Annotated in this window: 18 protein-coding genes and 1 tRNA gene; 6 read left to right on the forward strand and 13 right to left on the reverse strand. The window is 72.7% G+C overall.

Features of this window, described 5'->3' with window-relative positions:
* Both ESG85_RS26830 and ESG85_RS26835 read right to left on the reverse strand, forming a co-directional pair.
* Complete coding sequence (locus ESG85_RS26830; RefSeq protein ID WP_128983610.1) at window positions 1-2,529, reverse strand: ABC transporter permease; 2,529 nt, start codon at window positions 2,527-2,529, stop codon at window positions 1-3.
* Between the two features lie 123 nt (window positions 2,530-2,652).
* Window positions 2,653-3,423, reverse strand: coding sequence for an ABC transporter ATP-binding protein (locus ESG85_RS26835; RefSeq protein ID WP_128983612.1), 771 nt, complete (start codon window positions 3,421-3,423; stop codon window positions 2,653-2,655).
* Window positions 3,424-3,856: 433 nt separating this feature from the next.
* Here ESG85_RS26835 and ESG85_RS26840 point away from each other — a divergent pair.
* Both ESG85_RS26840 and ESG85_RS26845 read left to right on the forward strand, forming a co-directional pair.
* Window positions 3,857-3,937: transfer RNA gene (locus tag ESG85_RS26840), tRNA-Leu, on the forward strand.
* Between the two features lie 132 nt (window positions 3,938-4,069).
* Window positions 4,070-4,972 (forward strand): Bax inhibitor-1/YccA family protein, encoded by a 903-nt coding sequence (locus tag ESG85_RS26845; RefSeq protein ID WP_128983614.1) that lies wholly within the window; start codon window positions 4,070-4,072, stop codon window positions 4,970-4,972.
* Window positions 4,973-5,070: 98 nt separating this feature from the next.
* Here ESG85_RS26845 and ESG85_RS26850 read toward each other — a convergent pair whose 3' ends face one another.
* Window positions 5,071-5,301 carry a DUF4287 domain-containing protein gene (locus ESG85_RS26850; protein ID WP_128983616.1) on the reverse strand — a complete coding sequence of 77 codons (231 nt, stop codon included), beginning with the start codon at window positions 5,299-5,301 and terminating at the stop codon, window positions 5,071-5,073.
* Between the two features lie 99 nt (window positions 5,302-5,400).
* On the opposite strand from ESG85_RS26850, the gene ESG85_RS26855 reads away from it, so the two are divergent.
* Window positions 5,401-5,730, forward strand: a complete 330-nt coding sequence (locus ESG85_RS26855) for a hypothetical protein (protein WP_128983618.1) — start codon at window positions 5,401-5,403, stop codon at window positions 5,728-5,730.
* A 35-nt stretch (window positions 5,731-5,765) separates the two neighbouring features.
* On the opposite strand, the gene ESG85_RS26860 is transcribed toward ESG85_RS26855, so the two are convergent.
* From ESG85_RS26860 to ESG85_RS26870, 3 genes are all read right to left on the reverse strand, one after another.
* On the reverse strand, window positions 5,766-6,641 hold the full coding sequence (locus ESG85_RS26860; protein ID WP_128983620.1) for a hypothetical protein: 876 nt from the start codon (window positions 6,639-6,641) through the stop codon (window positions 5,766-5,768).
* A 517-nt stretch (window positions 6,642-7,158) separates the two neighbouring features.
* Window positions 7,159-8,379 carry an acetyl-CoA C-acetyltransferase gene (locus ESG85_RS26865; protein ID WP_128983622.1) on the reverse strand — a complete coding sequence of 407 codons (1,221 nt, stop codon included), beginning with the start codon at window positions 8,377-8,379 and terminating at the stop codon, window positions 7,159-7,161.
* Window positions 8,380-8,608: 229 nt separating this feature from the next.
* Window positions 8,609-9,817, reverse strand: a complete 1,209-nt coding sequence (locus ESG85_RS26870) for an SGNH/GDSL hydrolase family protein (RefSeq protein ID WP_128983624.1) — start codon at window positions 9,815-9,817, stop codon at window positions 8,609-8,611.
* Between the two features lie 126 nt (window positions 9,818-9,943).
* Here ESG85_RS26870 and ESG85_RS26875 point away from each other — a divergent pair, with 126 nt between their 5' ends.
* Window positions 9,944-11,338, forward strand: a complete 1,395-nt coding sequence (locus ESG85_RS26875; RefSeq protein WP_128983626.1) for a cystathionine beta-synthase — start codon at window positions 9,944-9,946, stop codon at window positions 11,336-11,338.
* Window positions 11,339-11,636: 298 nt separating this feature from the next.
* On the opposite strand, the gene ESG85_RS26880 is transcribed toward ESG85_RS26875, so the two are convergent.
* Window positions 11,637-12,665 carry an AraC family transcriptional regulator gene (locus ESG85_RS26880; RefSeq protein WP_164986325.1) on the reverse strand — a complete coding sequence of 343 codons (1,029 nt, stop codon included), beginning with the start codon at window positions 12,663-12,665 and terminating at the stop codon, window positions 11,637-11,639.
* Window positions 12,666-12,881: 216 nt separating this feature from the next.
* On the opposite strand from ESG85_RS26880, the gene ESG85_RS26885 reads away from it, so the two are divergent.
* Both ESG85_RS26885 and ESG85_RS26890 read left to right on the forward strand, forming a co-directional pair.
* On the forward strand, window positions 12,882-13,871 hold the full coding sequence (locus ESG85_RS26885; RefSeq protein WP_219825219.1) for an endonuclease/exonuclease/phosphatase family protein: 990 nt from the start codon (window positions 12,882-12,884) through the stop codon (window positions 13,869-13,871).
* A 144-nt stretch (window positions 13,872-14,015) separates the two neighbouring features.
* Entirely contained in the window at window positions 14,016-14,849 is an 834-nt protein-coding gene (locus tag ESG85_RS26890; protein WP_128983630.1) for a MurR/RpiR family transcriptional regulator, read from the forward strand.
* A 124-nt stretch (window positions 14,850-14,973) separates the two neighbouring features.
* Here the strand turns inward: ESG85_RS26890 and ESG85_RS26895 are convergent, their stop codons facing one another.
* From ESG85_RS26895 to ESG85_RS26920, 6 genes are all read right to left on the reverse strand, one after another.
* The gene (locus ESG85_RS26895) at window positions 14,974-15,345 is read right to left on the reverse strand and encodes a hypothetical protein (protein ID WP_128983632.1); all 372 of its coding nucleotides are present in this window, start codon (window positions 15,343-15,345) and stop codon (window positions 14,974-14,976) included.
* A 31-nt stretch (window positions 15,346-15,376) separates the two neighbouring features.
* Window positions 15,377-15,811: a roadblock/LC7 domain-containing protein gene (locus ESG85_RS26900; RefSeq protein ID WP_128983634.1), complete on the reverse strand. Its 435-nt coding sequence runs from the start codon at window positions 15,809-15,811 to the stop codon at window positions 15,377-15,379.
* A complete protein-coding gene (locus ESG85_RS26905; protein WP_128983636.1) occupies window positions 15,811-16,599 on the reverse strand; it encodes a transcriptional regulator in 789 nt (262 codons plus the stop codon). The genes ESG85_RS26900 and ESG85_RS26905 overlap by 1 nt, the downstream gene beginning before the upstream one ends.
* On the reverse strand, window positions 16,596-17,021 hold the full coding sequence (locus ESG85_RS26910; RefSeq protein ID WP_128983638.1) for a hypothetical protein: 426 nt from the start codon (window positions 17,019-17,021) through the stop codon (window positions 16,596-16,598). Before ESG85_RS26910 ends, ESG85_RS26905 begins: the two co-directional genes overlap by 4 nt.
* Before the next feature lie 159 nt (window positions 17,022-17,180).
* Entirely contained in the window at window positions 17,181-17,657 is a 477-nt protein-coding gene (locus ESG85_RS26915) for an SRPBCC family protein (protein ID WP_128983640.1), read from the reverse strand.
* Complete coding sequence (locus ESG85_RS26920; RefSeq protein WP_128983642.1) at window positions 17,654-19,033, reverse strand: type III PLP-dependent enzyme domain-containing protein; 1,380 nt, start codon at window positions 19,031-19,033, stop codon at window positions 17,654-17,656. Before ESG85_RS26920 ends, ESG85_RS26915 begins: the two co-directional genes overlap by 4 nt.
* Window positions 19,034-19,100 lie beyond the last annotated feature (67 nt).

Here is a 19,100-nt window from a genome sequence, read left to right on the forward strand (position 1 = left end):
CTACTCGGCCTTGATCGCGGCCAGCATGTTCAGCTTCGCCGCGCTGCGCGCCGGCCACATCGCGGCCAGGACGCCGACCAGTCCGGCGAGGAGCAGGAAGATCCCGATCCGGCCCCACGGCAGGACCAGCGCGTAGTCCGGCAGGCTGTTCCTCAGCGTCTCGCCGATCGCCCAGCCGAGGAAGGAGCCGAGGGCGATGCCGACCACCGCGCCGAACAGCGAGATGACCACGGCCTCCAGACGGACCATCCGCTTCACCCGGCGCCGGTCGAGACCGATCGCCCGCAGCATGCCGATCTCCTGCTGCCGCTCGAAGACCGACATCGCCAGGGTGTTGACGACACCGAGCACCGCGATGATCAGGGCCATCGCCAGCAGGCCGTACATGATGTTCAGCATCATGTTGATGACGCCGCCGAACGCGTCCCGCATGTCCTTCTTGTCCATGACGGTCATCGCCGGGTTGTCGCCGAGCGCCTTCATCACGGCCTTCTCGGCCGCGGCCGACGGGCCGCCGTCCATCTTCACGAAGATCTGCGGGATGTACGGCTTGGGGTCGTGGGCGTTGAGGACCTTCACGTCCAGGACCAGCGGCGAGACGAACTCGCTGGCCTCGTAGACCGCGCCGACCGTCAGCGCGCCCTTCTTCTTGTCGGAGAACTCGACCGGCAGCGTCGTGCCGACCTTCCAGCCCCGCTTCTCGGCCGTCTTGTCGTCGACCGCGACCCGGCCCTCGGCGAGCGTGCCGAGCGAGCCGTCCACGACGTGGAGGTTGAGCACCTTCTCGACGTCGCCCGGCGTGACGCCGGAGACGGACTTGAAGTCGCCCTTCACCTGGACCCAGCCGGCCTGCTGCGGCGAGACCGCCGTGGCGCCCGGGGTCTTCTTCACGGCGTCCAGCGCGGCCTGGTTCAGGCCCTCGCCGCTCGCCATGGTGATCATGTAGTCGGCCTTGATCTGGTCGGTCGTCATCCGGTCCACGGCCGAGCCGACCGTGGCGCCGAGCACCGACAGACCGGTGACCAGGGTGAGGCCGATGGCCAGCGCGGAGGCGGTGGCGCCGGTGCGGCGCGGGTTGCGGACCGCGTTCTGGCCGGCCAGGGTGCCCGCCACGCCGAAGGCCTTCAGGACCGGGCGGGCCAGCGCGATCACCGGACGGGACAGCAGCGGGATCAGCACGATCACGCCGATGAGGGCGAGGAACGCGCCGCCGGCGATCATCATCCGGCCGTCCTCGCCGCCCTTAGAGGCACCGAAGGCGATGGCGCCGACGCCGAGGGCGGTGACGATCGCGCCGATGGTGTTCCGCACGACCAGGGACTTCGTGGTGGCCACCGCGTGGACGCTGCTCATCGCGGCGACCGGCGGGATCTTCGCGGCCCGGCGGCCCGGCAGGAACGCCGCCAGCATGGTGACGAGGACGCCGACGGCGAGCGCCGACACCAGCGGGGTCGTGCCGATGACCAGGTCACCGGCCGGGACCTTGAGCCCGAAGGCGTTCATGGCGCCGCGCAGAGCCGCGGCGAGGCCGATGCCGAGCCCGAAGCCGACGAGCGAGGCCACCAGGCCGACCAGACCGGCCTCCGCGAGCACGGAACGGGTGATCTGCTTGCGCGAGGCGCCCACGGCGCGCATCAGCGCGAGCTCCTTGGTGCGCTGGGCGACCAGCATGGTGAAGGTGTTGGAGATCAGGAAGACGCCGACGAAGAGCGCGATGGCGGCGAAGCCGAGCAGCATCTGGTTGAGCGCGCCGAGGCCCGCCTCGATGTCCTTGGCCTGCTGGTCGGCGAGCTCCTGGCCGGTCCGGGCGTCGGCCTGGTCGCCGACGACCGGCTTCACGGCCGCGAGGATCCTGTCGGCGTCCGCGCCCGGCTCGGCGCTGACGTTGACGTCCATGAAGTGGCCGGGCCGCAGGAACAGCTTCTGGGCGACGTCGGTGTCGAACAGCACGAGGCTGCCGCCGGCGTTCACGGCGCCGTCCTCGGTGGTGAAGACACCGGCGAGGGTGTAGGTCTCGACGGGGCCGTTGGTGGCCACGCGGACCTTGTCGCCGACCTTGTATCCGCCCTTGTCGGCGGTCTCCTTGTCGAGCGCGATCTGGTCGTCCTCGACGGGGCCCGCGCCGCTGACGAAGGCGTACGCGGAGTCCTTGCCGTCCTTGCCGGGCGCGAAGTTGGTGCCCTTGTTGGACCAGCCGGCGCCGATCAGCTTGCCGTCCTTGTCCGGGACGCCGGCGAAGCCGTGCACGCGGCCGGTGGCCTCGGTGACGCCGTCGAGGGCCTCGATCTTCCGCCGGGTCTCCTCGGAGAGGCCGGGCGTGGCGTTGGGGTCGTTCTGGTTCGGCGCCGCGCTGACGGCGACGGCGATGTCGTCGTAGCTCTTGGCGGACTGGCTGCGGAAGGCCTGGGAGAGGGTGTCGGTGAAGACGAGGGTGCCGGACACGAAGGCCACGCCGAGCATCACGGCGAGGACGGTCATCAGCAGCCTGGCCTTGTGCGCGAGCACATTGCGCAGGGCGGTACGGAGCATGGCGGGAGTCCTGTGGAGGAAGGGGGCGGGTCGGCCCGGGCCGGGAGGGCCGGGGCGGAGCCCCGGGGGAGGAGGTGAGGCGGACCGGGACCGTCGGCGGGCTGCCGGGCGGGTCCCGGGGCCTCAGCTCGTGCGGCCCTTCGCGTCGAAGGCCTTCATGCGGTCGAGCACGCCGTCCGCCGTCGGGCGGAGCATCTCGTCGACGATCCGGCCGTCCGCCAGGAAGATCACGCGGTCCGCGTAGGAGGCGGCGACCGGGTCGTGGGTCACCATCACCACGGTCTGGCCGAGTTCGCGCACCGAGTTGCGCAGGAAGCCGAGGACCTCGGCGCCGGAGCGCGAGTCGAGGTTGCCGGTCGGCTCGTCACCGAAGATGATCTCCGGCTTGGACGCCAGGGCGCGGGCCACGGCCACGCGCTGCTGCTGGCCGCCGGAGAGCTGGTTGGGGCGGTGGCCGAGCCGGCCGGAGAGGCCGATCATGTCGATGACCTGCTGCACCCACTGCTTGTCGGGCTTGCGGCCCGCGATGTCCATCGGCAGCGTGATGTTCTCGAGCGCGGTGAGCGTCGGCAGCAGGTTGAAGGCCTGGAAGATGAAGCCGATCTTGTCCCGGCGGAGCTGGGTGAGCTGCTTGTCCTTCAGGGCGCCGAGCTCGGTGTCACCGATCCGGACGGAGCCGGCGGAGAAGGAGTCGAGGCCGGCGACGCAGTGCATCAGGGTCGACTTGCCGGAGCCGGAGGGGCCCATGATCGCGGTGAACTCGCCGCGGCCGAAGCCCACGGTGACCCGGTCGAGCGCGACCACCTGGGTCTCGCCCTGTCCGTAGACCTTCGTCAGGTCCGTGGCGTGGGCGGCCACCGCGGTGGCGCGGTGCACGGTGGGGGAGGTGGTCACGACGGCGACTCCTGTCACTGCGGCTGATCGGGAACCACTCCATCGTGTCGTTCGTTCCGCCGCGGATCGTCCGTCCACGTACCCGTTCCCGGGGCAGCCTGGAGTCGGACGGCCCGGGCCCGCTCTCCTCCTTGGGTATGACGGCCGACCCTGAGCCGGGGAAGCGGTCCGGGGTCCCGCGGCCGCCGCGCGGGGGCCCGCGCGGCCGGGTGGGGCGAAGGTGACGAAGTCCGTACGAACCTGCGGCGAGTTTTCGTCAATCCGACCCCGGCGTCTTTGCGGCCGCGAGCCCGGCAACCCTTTGCTCCGGTGCCTCTCACCTGCACTGACGCACCCTCAGGTGTCAATAAAATAAGACAACATCGGGCGGGCGTTCCGCTGAACGGGCGACGTGCCCCGATAGGCTCCTGTGCCAACGCGGAGGTTCGCGCCAGCCCGGATGGTGGAATGCAGACACGGCGAGCTTAAACCTCGCTGGCCTCAGGCCGTACCGGTTCGAATCCGGTTCCGGGCACTCCTCGACGCACTCTCGACCCCACGCCCCCGACACGATCGTATAAAGATCCTCCCCCAGCACGAGGGGGTTTCTTTTGCCCTCGCATTACTCTTGACGCAAGGCCGCGCAGTGCGGCCATGGAGGAGTGAGATGAGGAGCAGCAACCCGGTCTTCTCGCGACGGGGGTTCAGCCGCGACAACGGCTACGCCGGCTTCAACGCGCAGCAGCCGCAGGCCGGGGGCCCCGCCGTCGGAACCAACCCGTACGCGACCGGTAACCCGTACGCGCAGGGTGAGGCCAACCCGTACGCGACCAACCCCTACGCGCCGCAGGACACCCAGCTCGGCGCGCCGCAGCAGGTCCGCGGCAACGTGATGACGATGGACGACGTGGTCAGCCGTACGGCGATGACCCTCGGCACCGTCGTGGTCACCGCCGTCCTGGCCTGGCTGCTGCTGCCGGTCGACCCGGCGAACCTGGGCACGTCCTACGGCATCGCCATCGGCGCGGGTCTCGTGGCCCTGGTCCTGTCGCTCGTCCAGTCCTTCAAGCGCAAGCCGTCGCCGGCGCTGATCCTGGGCTACGCGGCCTTCGAGGGCGTCTTCCTCGGCGTGATCTCGGCGGCCGTCTCGACGTACATCGCCGACGGCGTCGTCGCGCAGGCCGTGCTCGGCACCATGGCGGTCTTCGCCGGCGTGCTGATCGCGTACAAGATGCGCTGGATCCGCGTCACCCGCCGCTTCTACGGCTTCGTGATGGCGGCCGCGATCGGTTTCGTGCTGCTGATGGCGGTCAACCTGCTGTTCGCCGTCTTCGGCGGCGGTGACGGCCTGGGCTTCCGCAGCGGCGGCCTCGGCATCATGTTCGGCGTCATCGGCATTATCCTGGGCGCGTGCTTCCTGGCCCTCGACTTCAAGCAGGTCGAGGACGGCATCACGTACGGCGCCCCGCGCGAGGAGGCCTGGCTGGCGGCCTTCGGCCTCACCCTGACCCTCGTGTGGATCTACATGGAGTTCCTGCGCCTGCTGTCGATCCTCCAGGGCGACGACTGACGCACCGCGTGACACGGGAAGGGCCCGTCCGGCACCAGCCGGGCGGGCCCTTCCGCGTGCTCCGGGGGCCCGGTCCGCCCGTGGCCCCGACGCCGCGGTCAGAGCATGCGGCGGGCGGCCCTCCGCAGGTCGTACTCGTGGATGATCGCCTTGGCGTGGCCGTAGGCGAGACCGTGCTGGCCGCGCAGCCAGCTGACCTTCTCCTCGAAGCGGACGAGGGACGGGCCCTCCTCGACGGCCTTCAGCCAGTCGGAGATCTCACGGCCGGTGCATCGGGGGATGCGGGCGAGCAGGTTGCGATGGGTCTCTTCGGAGAATGCGTGGGACATCGGCGCCTCCGGACGCGTTGTGCCTGTGCTCCTTCACGTCACCGTGCCCGAGCGTTCGCCCGTTGGCAATGGTCCCCGGACGGCGCGTAGGGTCGCGGAGTGCGCGATACGACCGAACTGACCGCCGCCGCCGAGCGCTTCGCCGACCGGCTGCGGGCCGCCCCGCAGAGCCGCCTCCAGCGCGGCGCCGCCGCCGAGGGCCTGGCCCTGGCCAGGGAGTTGGCCGCCCGCGCGCAGCGCCTCGAGTCCCCCGGCCGGGAGCCGCGGACCATGCCGGACGCCGGCGTCTTCGCGGTCGCCGACCAACTCGCGGTCGCCGCCGCGGATCTGGCCGAAAGCATGCGAACGGCCCCGGCAGACGCCCCGGAGGGCGACCTGGACGAGGCCGTGAGACTGGTACGGGAGGCGGAGGCCCGCTCGGGCCTGTGAACCCGCCCCAGGGGCCCTGAGCCGCCGGACAGGCCCTACAGGCTGGCGATCACACGGTCGGCGAGGATGTACACGTTGTCCTCGGCCGCGTCGCCGCACGAGAAGGTCAGCGCGTAGGCGCCGGACACGCCGGAGCCGCCGAGCAGGACCGGGGTGTGGCCGGAGCGCAGCGCCTCGGCGAGGCGCTCGGCCGTCTCCCGGTGGCCCGGGGTCATGCACAGCGTGGTGCCGTCGGCGAACACGTACACGTCCAGCGTGCCCAGCGGGCCGGGGCGGACGTCGGTCAGCGCGGTGCCGGTGTCGGCGAGCTCCTCGAGCCGGGCCACGGTGCGCTCGTGGTCGGTGACCACGGGCGTACGGACCGGCACGAAGTCCGGGTGCGAGGGGTGGCGGCGGCGCGCCGCGGCCAGCTCGGGGGAGTCCTCGGCGTACTCGCCGGCGGCGGTGAGCTCCGGGTAGTCGTCGAAGGTGTCGAAGACGTCGAGCGGGTCCTGCGCGGCCGTCTCGCGGCCGTCGAGCGCGGCGGCCTCCGCCTCCATGGCCTCCAGGGCCATCGCCTCCAGGCCCACGAAGTCGGCCTGGCGCGGGACGAAGTACGGGCCCTCCTCGGCCGTACCGCCGAGCAGCGACGGGGCGTCGGCGGCGTCCCGGGCCTCCTGCGCGGCCCAGAAGGCCCGCGCCTCGGCGAGCTCCCGCTCGCGCTCCTCCGCCAGCGCCTCGGCGACCGCGGCCCGTATCTCGGCGGCGGGCGTCTGCCGGGCCGGGGGAACGGTCACGCCCTGTGCGGTTGCGATCTCGCCACGCAGTGCGATGATCTGCTTACGGAGAGCGTGGGCGGAGTGCAGGGCGGCGGCTCCCACGGCCGTGGCAGCGGCGGTGGTCACCAGCAGGGCAAGAGACAGTGCGCTCACTGACGTACTCCCGATTCCGAGTCGATCCCCCGACTTCCTACATCAGAGTGTCCTGGGGTGGCGCTGCCTGTCAGTGCATTACGTCACGAAATGGACAGGTATTTGTGCCTGGCGTTTAGTCCCGAAACCCCTGTGACCTGGGAAAAGAACACTCCCCCGGGATGTATGTCACATCCTGGGGGAGATTCGGTCACGGCTTGGACGCGACGCGGTTGACGCGGGCGCCGAGTGGGAGCGGGAGGGGCGCGCTTCCACCCTCCGCTGCGGGCAGGTGCCGCCCTCGTCCCTCGGCCGACCCCTACCCTCCGCTGCGGCTCAGCTCAGCCGCGCCTCTTCCCTGGTCGCGCTGAACTTCGCCTCCGCTGCGGGCAGGTGCCGCCCTCGTTCCTCGGCCGACCCCTACCCTCCGCTGCGGCTCAGCTCAGCCGCGCCTCTTGTCCGGTCGCGCTGAACTGCGCCTCCGCTGCGGGCAGGTGCCGGCCTCGTCCCTCGGCCGACCCCTACCCTCCGCTGCGGCTCAGCTCAGCCGCTCGATGACCATGGCCATGCCCTGGCCGCCGCCCACGCACATGGTCTCCAGGCCGAACTGCTTGTCGTGGAACTGGAGGCTGTTGATGAGGGTGCCGGTGATGCGGGCGCCGGTCATGCCGAAGGGGTGGCCGACGGCGATGGCGCCGCCGTTGACGTTGACCTTGTCCAGGTCGAAGCCCAGGTCGCGGTAGGACGGGATCACCTGCGCGGCGAAGGCCTCGTTGATCTCGACCAGGTCGATGTCGCTCGTGGTGAGACCGGCCCGGCGCAGCGCCTGCTGCGACGCCTCGACCGGCCCGAGGCCCATGATCTCCGGCGACAGGCCGGAGACGCCGGTGGACACGATCCGGGCCAGCGGGGTCAGGCCCAGCTCGCGCGCCTTGGTGTCCGACATGATGACGAGCGCGGCGGCGCCGTCGTTCAGCGGGCAGCAGTTGGCGGCGGTCACGAGACCGTCGGGGCGGAAGACCGGCTTGAGCCCGGAGACGCCCTCCATGGTCACGCCCGCGCGCGGACCGTCGTCCTGGGAGACGACCGTGCCGTCCGGCAGCGTCACCGGGGTGATCTCCCGCTCCCAGAAGCCGTTCTTGATGGCCTGCTCGGCGAGGTTCTGCGAACGCACGCCGAACTCGTCCATGTCCTCGCGGGTGACGCCCTTCCAGCGCGCCAGGTTCTCGGCGGTCTGGCCCATGGCGATGTACGCGTCGGGGACCAGGCCGTCCTCGCGCGGGTCGTGCCAGGTGGAGCCCTCGGACTCGGCGACGGCCTGGGTGCGGGCCTCGGCCTCGGCGAAGAACGGGTTGTGCGTGTCGGGCAGCGAGTCGGAGTTGCCCTTCACGAACCGGGAGACCATCTCGACACCGGCCGAGATGAAGACGTCGCCCTCGCCGGCCTTGATCGCGTGCATCGCCATCCGCGAGGTCTGCAGCGACGACGAGCAGTACCGCGTGACGGTGCAGCCCGGCAGGTGGTCCATGCCCATCTGCACGGCCACGATCCGGCCCAGGTTGTTGCCCTGCTCGCCGCCGGGCAGACCGCAGCCGAGCATCAGGTCGTCGATGTCGCGCGGGTCCAGCTCGGGCACCTTGGCCAGGGCGGCCTGGATGATCGTGGCGGTCAGGTCGTCGGGACGCAGGTCCTTCAGGGAGCCCTTGAAGGCCCGGCCGATCGGCGAACGGGCGGTCGAGACGATGACTGCTTCGGGCATCACGGCTCCAGAAGGTGCTGGGTGGACGGACAGAAAGGGAAGTTACCTGCACGTACCGCGCGGGTCACCGCTCGGACGGTGTGACGCGGGCCTCTTTTCTAAGCGCCCGCTCAGTGAGTGGCCCGCACTCCCAGTGTGCGACCGGGACGGCCGCCGGCGGGAGAGGGCACCACCCCGGAATGTCGGGGACGGCGGGCACCCCGCGATCCCCCGCCCCCACCCGCGGGGCTCAGGGCTCGCGGGACAGCGGCTCCGCGGCGCCACCGCCCTCCGCGCCCGCCTCGCGCTGCCCCGCGTCCGCACCCTCCGCCGCCCCGGCGTCCGGCACCGGCAGCCGCCTCCGCCGCCGGTGCTTCAGCAGCGCCCACGGCGCCCGCGCTCCCGTGACCTCCGTACCGGCCTCCCGGGCCGCCTCGGCCGCCGCCTTCGCCACCGGCAGCACGTTCTCCCGCCGGCCCACGTCGATCCGGTCGGCCTCCGGCCACACCCCGAGCGCCGCGCAGACGGTCGGCAGCACCGCCATCGCGGCCGTCGCGTACCCCTCCGCCGAGGGGTGGAAGTTGTCCACCCCGAACATCTCGCGCGGGTTCGCCGCGAACTCCGGCCCCAGCAGGTCGCCCAGCGACACCGTCCGCCCGCCCTGCTCGACCACCACGATCGTCTGCGCCGCCGCGAGCTGCCGCGAGGCCCGCCGGGCCAGCCAGCGCAGCGGCTGGTAGACGGGCTCGATGGTGCCCAGGTCGGGGCAGGTGCCGACGACCACCTCCGCGCCGGCCGTCCGCAGCCGCCGCACCGCCGCCGCGAGGCAGCGGACCGACTGGGTCGCGGGCATCCGGTGGGTGACGTCGTTCGCGCCGATCATGATCACGCAGACGTCCGGCGGCCCCGTCGGCGAGGCGAGCAGCAGCGAGACCTGCCGATCCAGGTCGTCCGAGCGGGCCCCGGACAGTGCCACGTTCCGCAGGTCCACCGGCCGCTCGGCCACCGCCGCCAGCCCGGAGGCGATCAGCGCGCCCGGCGTCTGCCCGGCGCGGCGCACACCCTGCCCGGCCGCCGTGGAATCACCCAGAAGGGCCAGCCGGATCGGCGGCTCGGCACCGCCCCGCCCGGCGCCACCGGAGCCCCGCACGTCGCGCCGGCCACCAGAGCCGCGCCGGCCACCGGAGCCACCGGAGCCGCTCGCACCACCGGAGCCGCTCGCACCACCGGCACCACCGGCCCCACCGGCGTGCCCGGACGCGGCCCCGGACTCGTAGACCCGCCCGTAGCGGCCGTCCGCGCCCGGCGGCAGCGGGGCCACGCCGCCGCCCACCGACTTCTTGGCCAGCGCGACCTCGGCGAGGAGCACCCCGACGGCCGCCACGCCGAGGAGTCCGATGCTCCCGCCGCCGTACGCCGCTCCCGCCGCGATCCGCCGCGCCACCCTCGCCCTGGACATCCGCGCCGCCACCTCCTTCACGCCGTATCCGAGCCGTCTCGGTTACTCCTGCCCCGTAAGCGGCTCCGCCTACGCATCCCACGGAATACGCTGGCAGCACCATTACGGAGACCCCGGAGACTTACGGTGCAATTCCACGACTCGATGATCAGCCTCGTCGGCAACACCCCGCTGGTGAAGCTCAACAGCGTCACGGCCGGCATTCAGGCGACCGTGCTGGCCAAGGTCGAGTACTTCAACCCCGGCGGTTCGGTCAAGGACCGCATCGCCCTGCGCATGATCGAGGCGGCCGAGGAGAGCGGCGCGCTCAAGCCCGGCGGCACGATCGTCGAGCCCACGTCCGGCAACACCGGCGTCGGCCTGGCGATCGTGGCCCAGCAGAAGGGCTACAAGTGCATTTTCGTGTGCCCCGACAAGGTGTCCACGGACAAGATCAACGTCCTGCGCGCGTACGGCGCCGAGGTCGTCGTCTGCCCGACGGCCGTCGACCCGGAGCACCCGGACTCGTACTACAACGTGTCGGACCGCCTCGTCCGTGAGACGCCGGGCGCCTGGAAGCCCGACCAGTACTCGAACCCGAACAACCCGCGCTCGCACTACGAGACCACCGGTCCCGAGCTGTGGGAGCAGACGGAGGGGAAGATCACCCACTTCGTCGCGGGCGTCGGCACCGGCGGCACGATCTCGGGCACCGGCAACTACCTGAAGGGCGCCTCCCAGGGCAAGGTCCAGGTCATCGGCGCGGACCCGGAGGGCTCGGTCTACTCCGGCGGCTCGGGCCGTCCGTACCTGGTCGAGGGCGTCGGCGAGGACTTCTGGCCGACCGCCTACGACCGCGACGTCGCCGACCGCATCGTCGCGGTCTCCGACAAGGACTCCTTCCAGATGACCCGCCGCCTCGCCAAGGAGGAGGGCCTGCTCGTCGGCGGCTCCTGCGGCATGGCGGTCGTCGCCGCGCTCGAGGTCGCCAAGGAGCTCGGCCCGGACGACGTCGTCGTCGTGCTGCTGCCGGACTCCGGCCGCGGCTACCTCTCCAAGATCTTCAACGACGAGTGGATGGCCGACTACGGCTTCCTGGAGGACACCTCCTCCGCGACCGTCGCCGACGTGCTCCGCCACAAGTCGGGCGGCATGCCGTCGCTCGTCCACATGCACCCGGACGAGACCGTCGGCCAGGCCATCGAGGTGCTGCGCGAGTACGGCGTCTCCCAGATGCCGATCGTGAAGCCGGGCGCCGGCCACCCCGACGTGATGGCCGCCGAGGTCATCGGCTCGGTCGTCGAGCGCGAGCTGCTGAGCGCGCTGTTCACCCAGAAGGCGTCCCTGGAGGACCCGCTGGAGGACCACATGTCCTCCCCGCTGCCGCAGGTCGGCTCGGGTGAGCCGGTCGCGGACCTGATGGCCGTGCTCGGCGACGCGGACGCGGCGATCGTGCTCGTCGAGGGCAAGCCCACGGGCGTCGTCAGCCGCCAGGACCTGCTGGCCTTCCTGGCCGCGAGCGGCGCCCCGAAGCAGCACTGACGCCCGGTCAGGTCCCTTCGGGGCGGCGGCGGGTGCGTGTTCGCACGATCGGTACGAACGCGACACGTACCCGCAGCACCCGCTTAACACGGCACCGGCACAGTGGTCCTCGTCGGCGTCACGAACCTCCGGAGCGGCTCCCGGACCTCCTCGTACGCCGCGGACGCGGACCGACCCTGACCCGGGCCCGTGTCCCTCGCGGGGACCGCCGTCGTCCCGCCCCCCGGAAACGGGGGTGCGGCGGTCCCCGCGCAATCCTCCCCGGCTCCGGTCCCGGCTCCTTGACCGGGCTTCGAGATCAGCCCGCCGCGCCCTTGCGCAGGGCGGACGGGGTCCGACCGGTCCAGCGGCGCACGGCGCGGCGCAGCGTGCGGGCGTCGGCGTAGCCGTTGCGGGCGGCGATCGCGTCCAGGGTCTGGTCCGTCGCGGTCAGCAGACGGGTGACGTGCGCGCGGCGCGCGGCGTCCAGCTCGGCCCGCCAGCTGGTGCCGTGCTCCTCGAGGCGGCGCTGCAGGGTGCGACTGCCGACGGAGAGGCGCCGGCTGGTCGAGGCCAGCGTGGGGACGTCCCCGTCCTGCTCCAGAGCGGTCCTGAGCGCGGCCCGGAACAGGTCGATCCAGGTGTGGAGCGGGACCGCCGTGGCGAGCGCCTGCTCGGCGTGCCGACGCAGGAGCTCGGACAGGCCCGGCTGGGCGTGCGGTGCCGGGCGGCGCAGGTCGGCCGCGCGGAAGGTGATCGAGTCGGCGGCGCTCTCGAAGTCGACGGCTCGGGTGCCGTACAGGCCGGTCAGGGCGCCGTGCCGGCGGGGGGCCTCGGCAGCCAGGGTGACGCGGACGGGCACGATCGGCCGGCCCGCCGCCTCGCCGATCCGCCGGCGCAGCAGTCCGAGGGCGTAGGACCGGATCGCCGACGCCGCCTCGTAGGTCAGCTCGGCGGTGTTGAGATGGCTGAGGGTGATGTGCTGCCCGTCGTCGGTGATCGTGAGGGCCTCGGTCCCGGCGTCGGCGGCCGCCGCCAGGTGGTGGACGGCGTCCCGGATCCCGTCGAGGGGCGTGGGCGCCGATGTGAGCAGGTAGTCCCACACGCCGAGGCGGCCCAGGTGGGACCGGTCCGCCATCAGCTCGGCCACCGCCGGCCACGGCGTGTGGGCGACCATCAGCTCCCACAGCCGTACGTTCGTGGCGGCGGGAGTCCGGTACCGGTCGTCGTCGAGGTAGGGCGGGGCCAGGCCGGGCAGACCCGCGTACGCGTCCGGCCGGATGCCCAGCAGCGCGGCGCTGCCGACGTTGAGGCGGGTGAAGGCGGAAGGGGTCGTGCCGTGGTGCACGGGTGGGGTGGGTGGCGCGAGAGGTCCCGTGCCCGGCGTGTCGGGACCTGGGGTGCTCCGCGCCGGGACGGATAGCGTCATGCCTGTCCTCGGCCTCCGGGCGGTTCGTCTGGGCCGACACCGGCTCGTCGGGGACAGTACACGCGATCACTTGTGCCGCCCCGGGCGGCCCCCGGCCCTCGCGGGGAAAGGGCCGGTGCTGCAGGGAGGCACACCATGAGGGGAATCGTCGGCAGAGTACGGGCCGCTCGGACGCGGCTCGCCGTGGTCGGCGCGCTGTGCGCGGCGCTGCTGCCCGCGGGGGCGGCCCAGGCGGGGACGGCTCAGGCCGGGACGGCTGCGGCCACCACCACCTACACCGTGTGGCAGTGGAACGTGGCCGGTCACAAGGTCAACAGAGGGTCCGCCACCACCGGCATGGTGGAGGGCGCCGTCGCCTCGATCGTGGGGCGGAACGTGGACTTCGCCGCGTTCAACGAGCTGTGCGGGAACCAGTGGCGTGCGCTCGTCACCCAGCTGCGGGCCGCCGGCTGGCCGGCCGACTCGGCCAACTTCGGTCGTTTCGAGCCCAGTCGGCAGGCGAACAGCGGTGTCTGCGGGGGCGAGGAGTTCGGCAACGCGATCTTCAGCAAGCGCCCGCTCGGCACGGCCGACCGGATCCAGCTCCCGGACGACGGCACCGCGGAGAAGCGGAACATGCTCTGCGCGCCGCTCCAGGCCGATTCCGGTACCCGCTTCTGCACGACGCACATCACCGTGGCGTCCGACGCCGACAAGCTCCGGCAGCTCGCCGCCGTCCAGGGAAAGCTGGACGGGTGGGTCAAGGCCGGCCAGACGGTCGTCCTCGCGGGTGACCTGAACGTCCAGCCGCACTACCCCTCGCTCGACACGTTCTACTCCGCCACGCTGAACACGACGGTCAACCGGAACAACTCGGGCCTCTTCCGGGAGGTCGACGACAACGACTCCGGCAACTGCCTCGGCTACGGCGAGTGGACGGCCGACGACCCGAACGTCGGCCCCTCGCCGTGCGGCACGCCGCGGAAGATCGACATGATCTTCGTCTCGGAGGCCTCGCTGGCCGCGCCCGGCAGCTACAGCGGGGACTCGCTGGCGATCTCCACTGCCTGCGACCGTACGACGGCGTCGCCGGACGGACGCTGCTCGGACCACCGCATCGTCGTCGGTACCGCAACCCTGAGGTGACCGACCTGACGTGGTGAGGCCGGAAGGGGAGGACGGTTCGGCTCCCCTTCCGCCCGCCCGTTTCCCTCGCTTGCCTGTCTGCATATCCTCATGCAGAGTTCCAGGTGACTGAATAGGCGGACGGGTGAAAGGGGGACGGCAGGCATGAGCGACAGCCCGGCCGGACGGCTGCAGGCGCTCTTCGAAGGGCACCGGCTCACCCCGACCCAGCGGCGGATCGCGCACTGCATGGTGCGCCGGGCCGCCGACGTGCCGTTCCTCTCCAGCGTCGAGCTCGCCGAGCTCGCCGGAGTGAGCCAGCCGTCCGTCACCCGCTTCGCCGTGGCCCTCGGTTTCGACGGCTACCCGGCCCTCCGCAAGCACCTGCGGGACAGCGTGCCCGCGGTCGCCGAGGAGCACGCCGCGCACAACGAGTACCAGCAGGCCGTGCTCGGCGAGATCGAGAACCTGAAGCACCTCGCCGAACTGCTCGCCGACCCCGCGCCCGTCGAGCGCGCCGGGCGGCTGCTCGCCGCCTCGCGCCCGCTGCCCGTGCTCGGGCTGCGGGCCGCCTCGTCGCAGGCCAGGGGCTTCGCGTACTTCGCGGGCAAGGTCCACCCCGACGTACGGCTGCTCGACGAGGGCGGCTCGATGCTCGACGACCGCATCGACGCGGCCGTACGGGCCGGGGCCTCCGCGCTGCTGTGCTTCGCGCTGCCCCGGCACCCGCGCGAGGTCGTCGACGCCCTGGCGTACGCGAGCGCGGCCGGCCTCACGGTGGTGACCGTCGCCGAGTCCGCGTTCGCGCCCGTCGCCGCCCACAGCGACCTGCTCATCCCGGCCGCCGTCGGCACCGGCCTCGCCTTCGACACGGCCTGCGCGCCGATGCTGCTCGGCCGGGTGCTCCTGGAGGCGATGGCGGACGAACTGCCGGACGCGCAGGCCCGCCTGGAGGAGTTCGACGTGAAGGCGGCCGCACGGGGCCTGTTCGTGGACTGAACGGACCCCGGACCTCCGGGCCCGGGCCCGGGCCCGGAGGTCCGGGGCCGCGCCCGCGCGGCTGGGGCGTGTGTCGAAAGGAGCGTGGTCCGCCCGAAGGGCAGGCGGGACTTTCGGCACCCGCCTAGATCTCGAGGTCCGCCTCGATCTTCTTCAGCTGGTGGCGGGCCATCGCCAGGTTGGCCCGGTTCTTGTCCAGGGCCACGTAGAGGAAGAGGCCCGCCGAGCCGCGGGCCTTGAGCAGGCGGAGCAGGTGGTACTGGCCGCCCAGGGTGATGAGGATGTCCTCGATCTCGTCGTTGAGGCCCAGCATCTCCATCGTGCGGACCTTGGCCCGGACGACGTCCGTGTTGCCGGCCGCGGCCACGTTCAGGTCGAGCTCCTTGCCGCCGCCGATCGTGCCGAGCGCCATGCCGCTCGTGTAGTCGACGAGGGCGGCGCCGATCGCGCCTTCGATCTGTGCGGCTTCCTTCAGGGCGGTCTCGGTGTTCGCCATGCTGCTTCCTTCGCTGGGAGTGGGATTCCGGTCAGTTCGGGTCTCTGCGTTCCAGGGCGCCGTCGACGAGTTCGCCTATCCGTGCGCTGGACCGGCGGGCCTCCAGGTGGAGCCGGCCGACGTTGATGCGGGGTTCGGCGAGCAGGGTCAGGACGGCCGAGCCGCCCGCCGCGTACGTCGCCACGTAGCCGTGCTCGCCGCGGACCAGGAGCTCGCGGAAGCCGCCCTGCCCGGTCGTGTCGGCGAGCCGCTGCCCGACGCCGAGCGCGGCGGCCGTCAGCGCGGCCACGCTCTCCGCCTCCCCGTCCACCGCGTCCTGGGCCAGGACCAGGCCGTCGGCGCTGGCGGTCAGGGCTCCGGTGAGCTGGGGCAGCCGGGCGCGCAACCGTCTCAGCTCGACGAGCACCTCGGCTTCTGCGGTCATCATCTGTCTCCTCTCGGCGCGCAGGCGCAGGGCACGCCTCATCACAGAGCTGCCTCCAGGGCGTCGCGGAGCCGGCGAAGCAGGGCGATGTCGGGGTCGGGGGTGGTGGCGACCGCCTCGCCGATCCACGCGGGGACGGGCGGCGGCGGGGGAGGCGGCGCCTCGTACGGGGTCTCGACCAGGCCGGCCGCGGCGAGCCGCCGGACGTCGAGAAAGGTGTGGAACGCGGGTCTGCCGAGCAGCCGGGCCAGGTCCGCCGGCGTACGGAACCCGTCGGCCGCCGCGAGCAGCGTCCGCTGCCGGGCGCCGACCGGCTGCCCGGGGGCGGCGGGCCGCGGCACGACGGGCGCGCGGTCGACGGCGGGGTAGGGCCACACGCTGTCGAGGAGCTCGCGGCGGCGCAGCGTCTCGCGTTCGACGGCCCCGGTGTCGACCGGCCGTACGGTCCCGAACCAGTGCCCCACCCCGTACCGGAAGCGGGTGGGTCCGCCGGCCGGCGCGAGGGCGAAGAAGGCCGCGTCGAACACGGCGCCGAGGTGGCATATCTCCAGCTCGCCGTCGTGCAGCCGGCCGCTGTCGACGAGGAACCGGCCGACGGCGCCGAGGGCTCCGGCCCGGTCCACGGCCTCGTCCCAGCCCTCGCGCGGCAGCCGCCCGGCGGCCGTGAGGAGGACGTCGACACCGGGGGACTCGGGGCTCTCGGCGTGCACGACGCGGCCGTCGACGAGGTAGAGCGTGCCGTGGTCGCGGAGCAGGGCGCCGGTGGCGCGCTCGGCGGCGAGGCGGGTGAGCATGGGGGAGACGGGCGTGGCCGTCGCGGTGGCGGTCATCCGAGCACCAGCCGCCGGGCGAGGTCGCCGAGCCGGATGCGGGCGAGGGCGAGGTTGCCGGTGCTCCGGTCGAGCCAGAGGTGGAGGCAGACGCTGCTGTCGAAGGCGGTCTCGACGAAACGGAACACGTGGTAGCCGGCGCGGGTCGTGACGATCAGGTCCTCCACGGGCGCGGCGGCGGGTTCCGGCAGGACCGCGTCGGCGGCGGAGGCTCCGGAAGCCGGGGAATCGGCCGTAGGGGACTCGAACTCGGCTGCGGCACGCGCCAGTTCGGCGCTCTCGGCGGCGGTCGTCTCGTGGTCGCCGACCGGGGACTCGCCCGCCGACCCGAGGGCCAGACCGCTGGTCCAGTCGACCAGCCAGGCCCCGCGTGCCCCGGGCAGGCTCATGGCCTCCAGCAGGCACTCGTCGATTCCGGGCACGCGTGATCCCCTCCCGATGCGGCGTGCGGACGTACGGCAGTAACGGTGACGCTACTCAACGTCGTGGGCCTCGGCGGGGGTTCTGGCATTTTCCAAAGGAATTTGTCAGGACGGCTCGGTTTCGCCCTCCGGCCGTGATCGACCCGTGCCCGGTCCCGCTCAGCCGCTGCTCTCGATCGCCCGGGTGATCTCGTCCAGGTCCTTGCTCAGGGCCTTCGCCACCGCCCGGCCGCCCAGCCGGCTGAACAGCCGCATGAGCAGGCCCGGTCGGCGGTCGTGTGCCGGGCGGGCGGAGAAGGTCATGCGGAGGACGGTCGCGGTGGCGGAGGCGGCGGGGCCTTCCGGGACCAGGGTGAGCTCGGAGACGTAGTGCATCCCGTGGGAGTCGGCGACGGTGACGTACCGCTCGGTGGGCTCGCAGACGGTCACGGTCATCTCCTCCGTGGCCGCCTTGCCCATCATCCGGCGGGTCTCGCGCCAGCGGGTGCCCACCGCGAAGCCGCCCTCGGTGAGCACCTCGACCTTCTCGACGCCGGAGAGCACCCGCGGCATGTTCCGCAGGTCGGTGATCGACTCCCAGACCCGGCCGGGGGAGGCGGCGACCCGGCGCTCGACGACCACGGTGGTTCCCGTCATGGCTCCATGGGAACACCCCGGGCGGACTCCCGCAGCGGCTGCCGTACGAGGGCGTCGGGGTGCGCTCCGCCCGATTCGGCCACGATCTCGTCGAGCGTCTGGGCCCGCCGGACGGTCGCGAAGGCGATGCCGCCCGCGTCCGTCGGGGTGAATCCGTGCACGGCGGGACGGGGCAGGCTGTTGTACGCGTAGTGGTGGGCGAAGTAGTACGCGCCGGTGTCCGGGACGGCCACGACGTCACCCGGGCGGAGCAGCGGCAGGGCCCGGCCGGTGCAGAGCAGGTCGCCGGCGAAGCAGGCGGGGCCCGCCACGTCCTGGACGACGGGCTCGCCGGTGCGGGGCCGGCCCTCGGCGTCGTACGCGAGGATCCGCAGCGGCCAGGACTCGGGGGCGTAGACGGTGCGGGTGGCGACCTGGACGCCCGCGTGGGTGACGGCGATGGGGCGGCCGCCGGAGGTCTTGGTGTACTCGACCCGGGCCAGGACGGTGCCGTGCTTGGCGAGCAGCGAGCGGCCGAACTCGGTGACCAGCGCGTACCGCCCGTCGAGCAGGCCGGGGACGGTCCCGGCGAGCAGCGCCGCGTACTCGGCGTGGGTCGGGGTCTCCTCGTCGGAGGCGAAGTCGACCGGCAGTCCGCCGCCGATGTCGAGGGTGTCGATCTGCTGCCGGCCGGCCTTGGCGTTGATCTCCTCGGCGAGCTCGTACGCCTCTCCCACGCCCTGGGCCATCAGGGCGAGCGGGACGCCCTGCGAGCCGGTGTGGGTGTGCAGGCGGGTGAGCCAGGGGCGGTCCAGGTAGGCCTGGACGACCGCCTCGCGGGCGCCCGCGTCGCGCAGCGCCACGCCGAACTTGGAGGTGGCGGTCGCGGTCGACAGCGCGCCGATGGTTCCGGCGCCGACCTGCGGGTTCACCCGGAGGCCGAGCGGCGAGGCGGTGGGCGCGGCGGCGACGAGGGCGTCGAGCCTGGCCAGTTCCTGGAGGTTGTCGGCGTTGACCGCGATGCCGAGGGCGAGGGCCCGGCGCAGCTCGGCGGGCGTCTTGGCGGGGGAGTCGAGGACGGTGCGGCAGGGCGGCACGCCGGCCGCGCGGGCCAGCGCCAGCTCGCCGGGGCTGGCGACCTCGACGCCGAGGCCCGCCTCGTGCAGCAGTCGGAGCACGGGCACGAGCGGGCAGGCCTTCACGGCGAAGGCGTGCAGCACGGGCGCGTCGGTGACGGCGGCGAAAGCACTGGTCAGGGCGGCGGCGGAGGCGCGGATGCCGGTGGTGTCGAGGAGGGCGGTGACGGGTTCGGCGGCGGACAGGAGGCCTTGCTCGACGGCGGCGCGGACGGCCTGGTCGCGAGCGTGCTCCCGGCGGATCGACGTCATGCGTTCCATCCCACCACCGGAGGGGGACACCCCGCAGCTGTTGACTAAGACTATTCAGTCACTCAGGATGTGAATA

The organism is Streptomyces roseicoloratus (genome assembly GCF_004117935.1).
Classification (GTDB): Bacteria; Actinomycetota; Actinomycetes; order Streptomycetales; family Streptomycetaceae; genus Streptomyces; species Streptomyces roseicoloratus.

What these genes read in the sequence shown, in the direction of transcription:
- ESG85_RS26905 (WP_128983636.1), bottom strand. Translation starts at nt 16,599, where the DNA reads ATGACCGCCACCGCGACGGCCACGCCCGTCTCCCCCATGCTCACCCGC.
- ESG85_RS26830 (WP_128983610.1), bottom strand. Translation starts at nt 2,529, where the DNA reads ATGCTCCGTACCGCCCTGCGCAATGTGCTCGCGCACAAGGCCAGGCTG.
- ESG85_RS26885 (WP_219825219.1), top strand. Translation starts at nt 12,882, where the DNA reads ATGAGGGGAATCGTCGGCAGAGTACGGGCCGCTCGGACGCGGCTCGCC.
- ESG85_RS26845 (WP_128983614.1), top strand. Translation starts at nt 4,070, where the DNA reads ATGAGGAGCAGCAACCCGGTCTTCTCGCGACGGGGGTTCAGCCGCGAC.
- ESG85_RS26900 (WP_128983634.1), bottom strand. Translation starts at nt 15,811, where the DNA reads ATGAGGCGTGCCCTGCGCCTGCGCGCCGAGAGGAGACAGATGATGACC.
- ESG85_RS26920 (WP_128983642.1), bottom strand. Translation starts at nt 19,033, where the DNA reads ATGGAACGCATGACGTCGATCCGCCGGGAGCACGCTCGCGACCAGGCC.
- ESG85_RS26865 (WP_128983622.1), bottom strand. Translation starts at nt 8,379, where the DNA reads ATGCCCGAAGCAGTCATCGTCTCGACCGCCCGTTCGCCGATCGGCCGG.
- ESG85_RS26890 (WP_128983630.1), top strand. Translation starts at nt 14,016, where the DNA reads ATGAGCGACAGCCCGGCCGGACGGCTGCAGGCGCTCTTCGAAGGGCAC.
- ESG85_RS26895 (WP_128983632.1), bottom strand. Translation starts at nt 15,345, where the DNA reads ATGGCGAACACCGAGACCGCCCTGAAGGAAGCCGCACAGATCGAAGGC.
- ESG85_RS26870 (WP_128983624.1), bottom strand. Translation starts at nt 9,817, where the DNA reads ATGTCCAGGGCGAGGGTGGCGCGGCGGATCGCGGCGGGAGCGGCGTAC.
- ESG85_RS26915 (WP_128983640.1), bottom strand. Translation starts at nt 17,657, where the DNA reads ATGACGGGAACCACCGTGGTCGTCGAGCGCCGGGTCGCCGCCTCCCCC.
- ESG85_RS26850 (WP_128983616.1), bottom strand. Translation starts at nt 5,301, where the DNA reads ATGTCCCACGCATTCTCCGAAGAGACCCATCGCAACCTGCTCGCCCGC.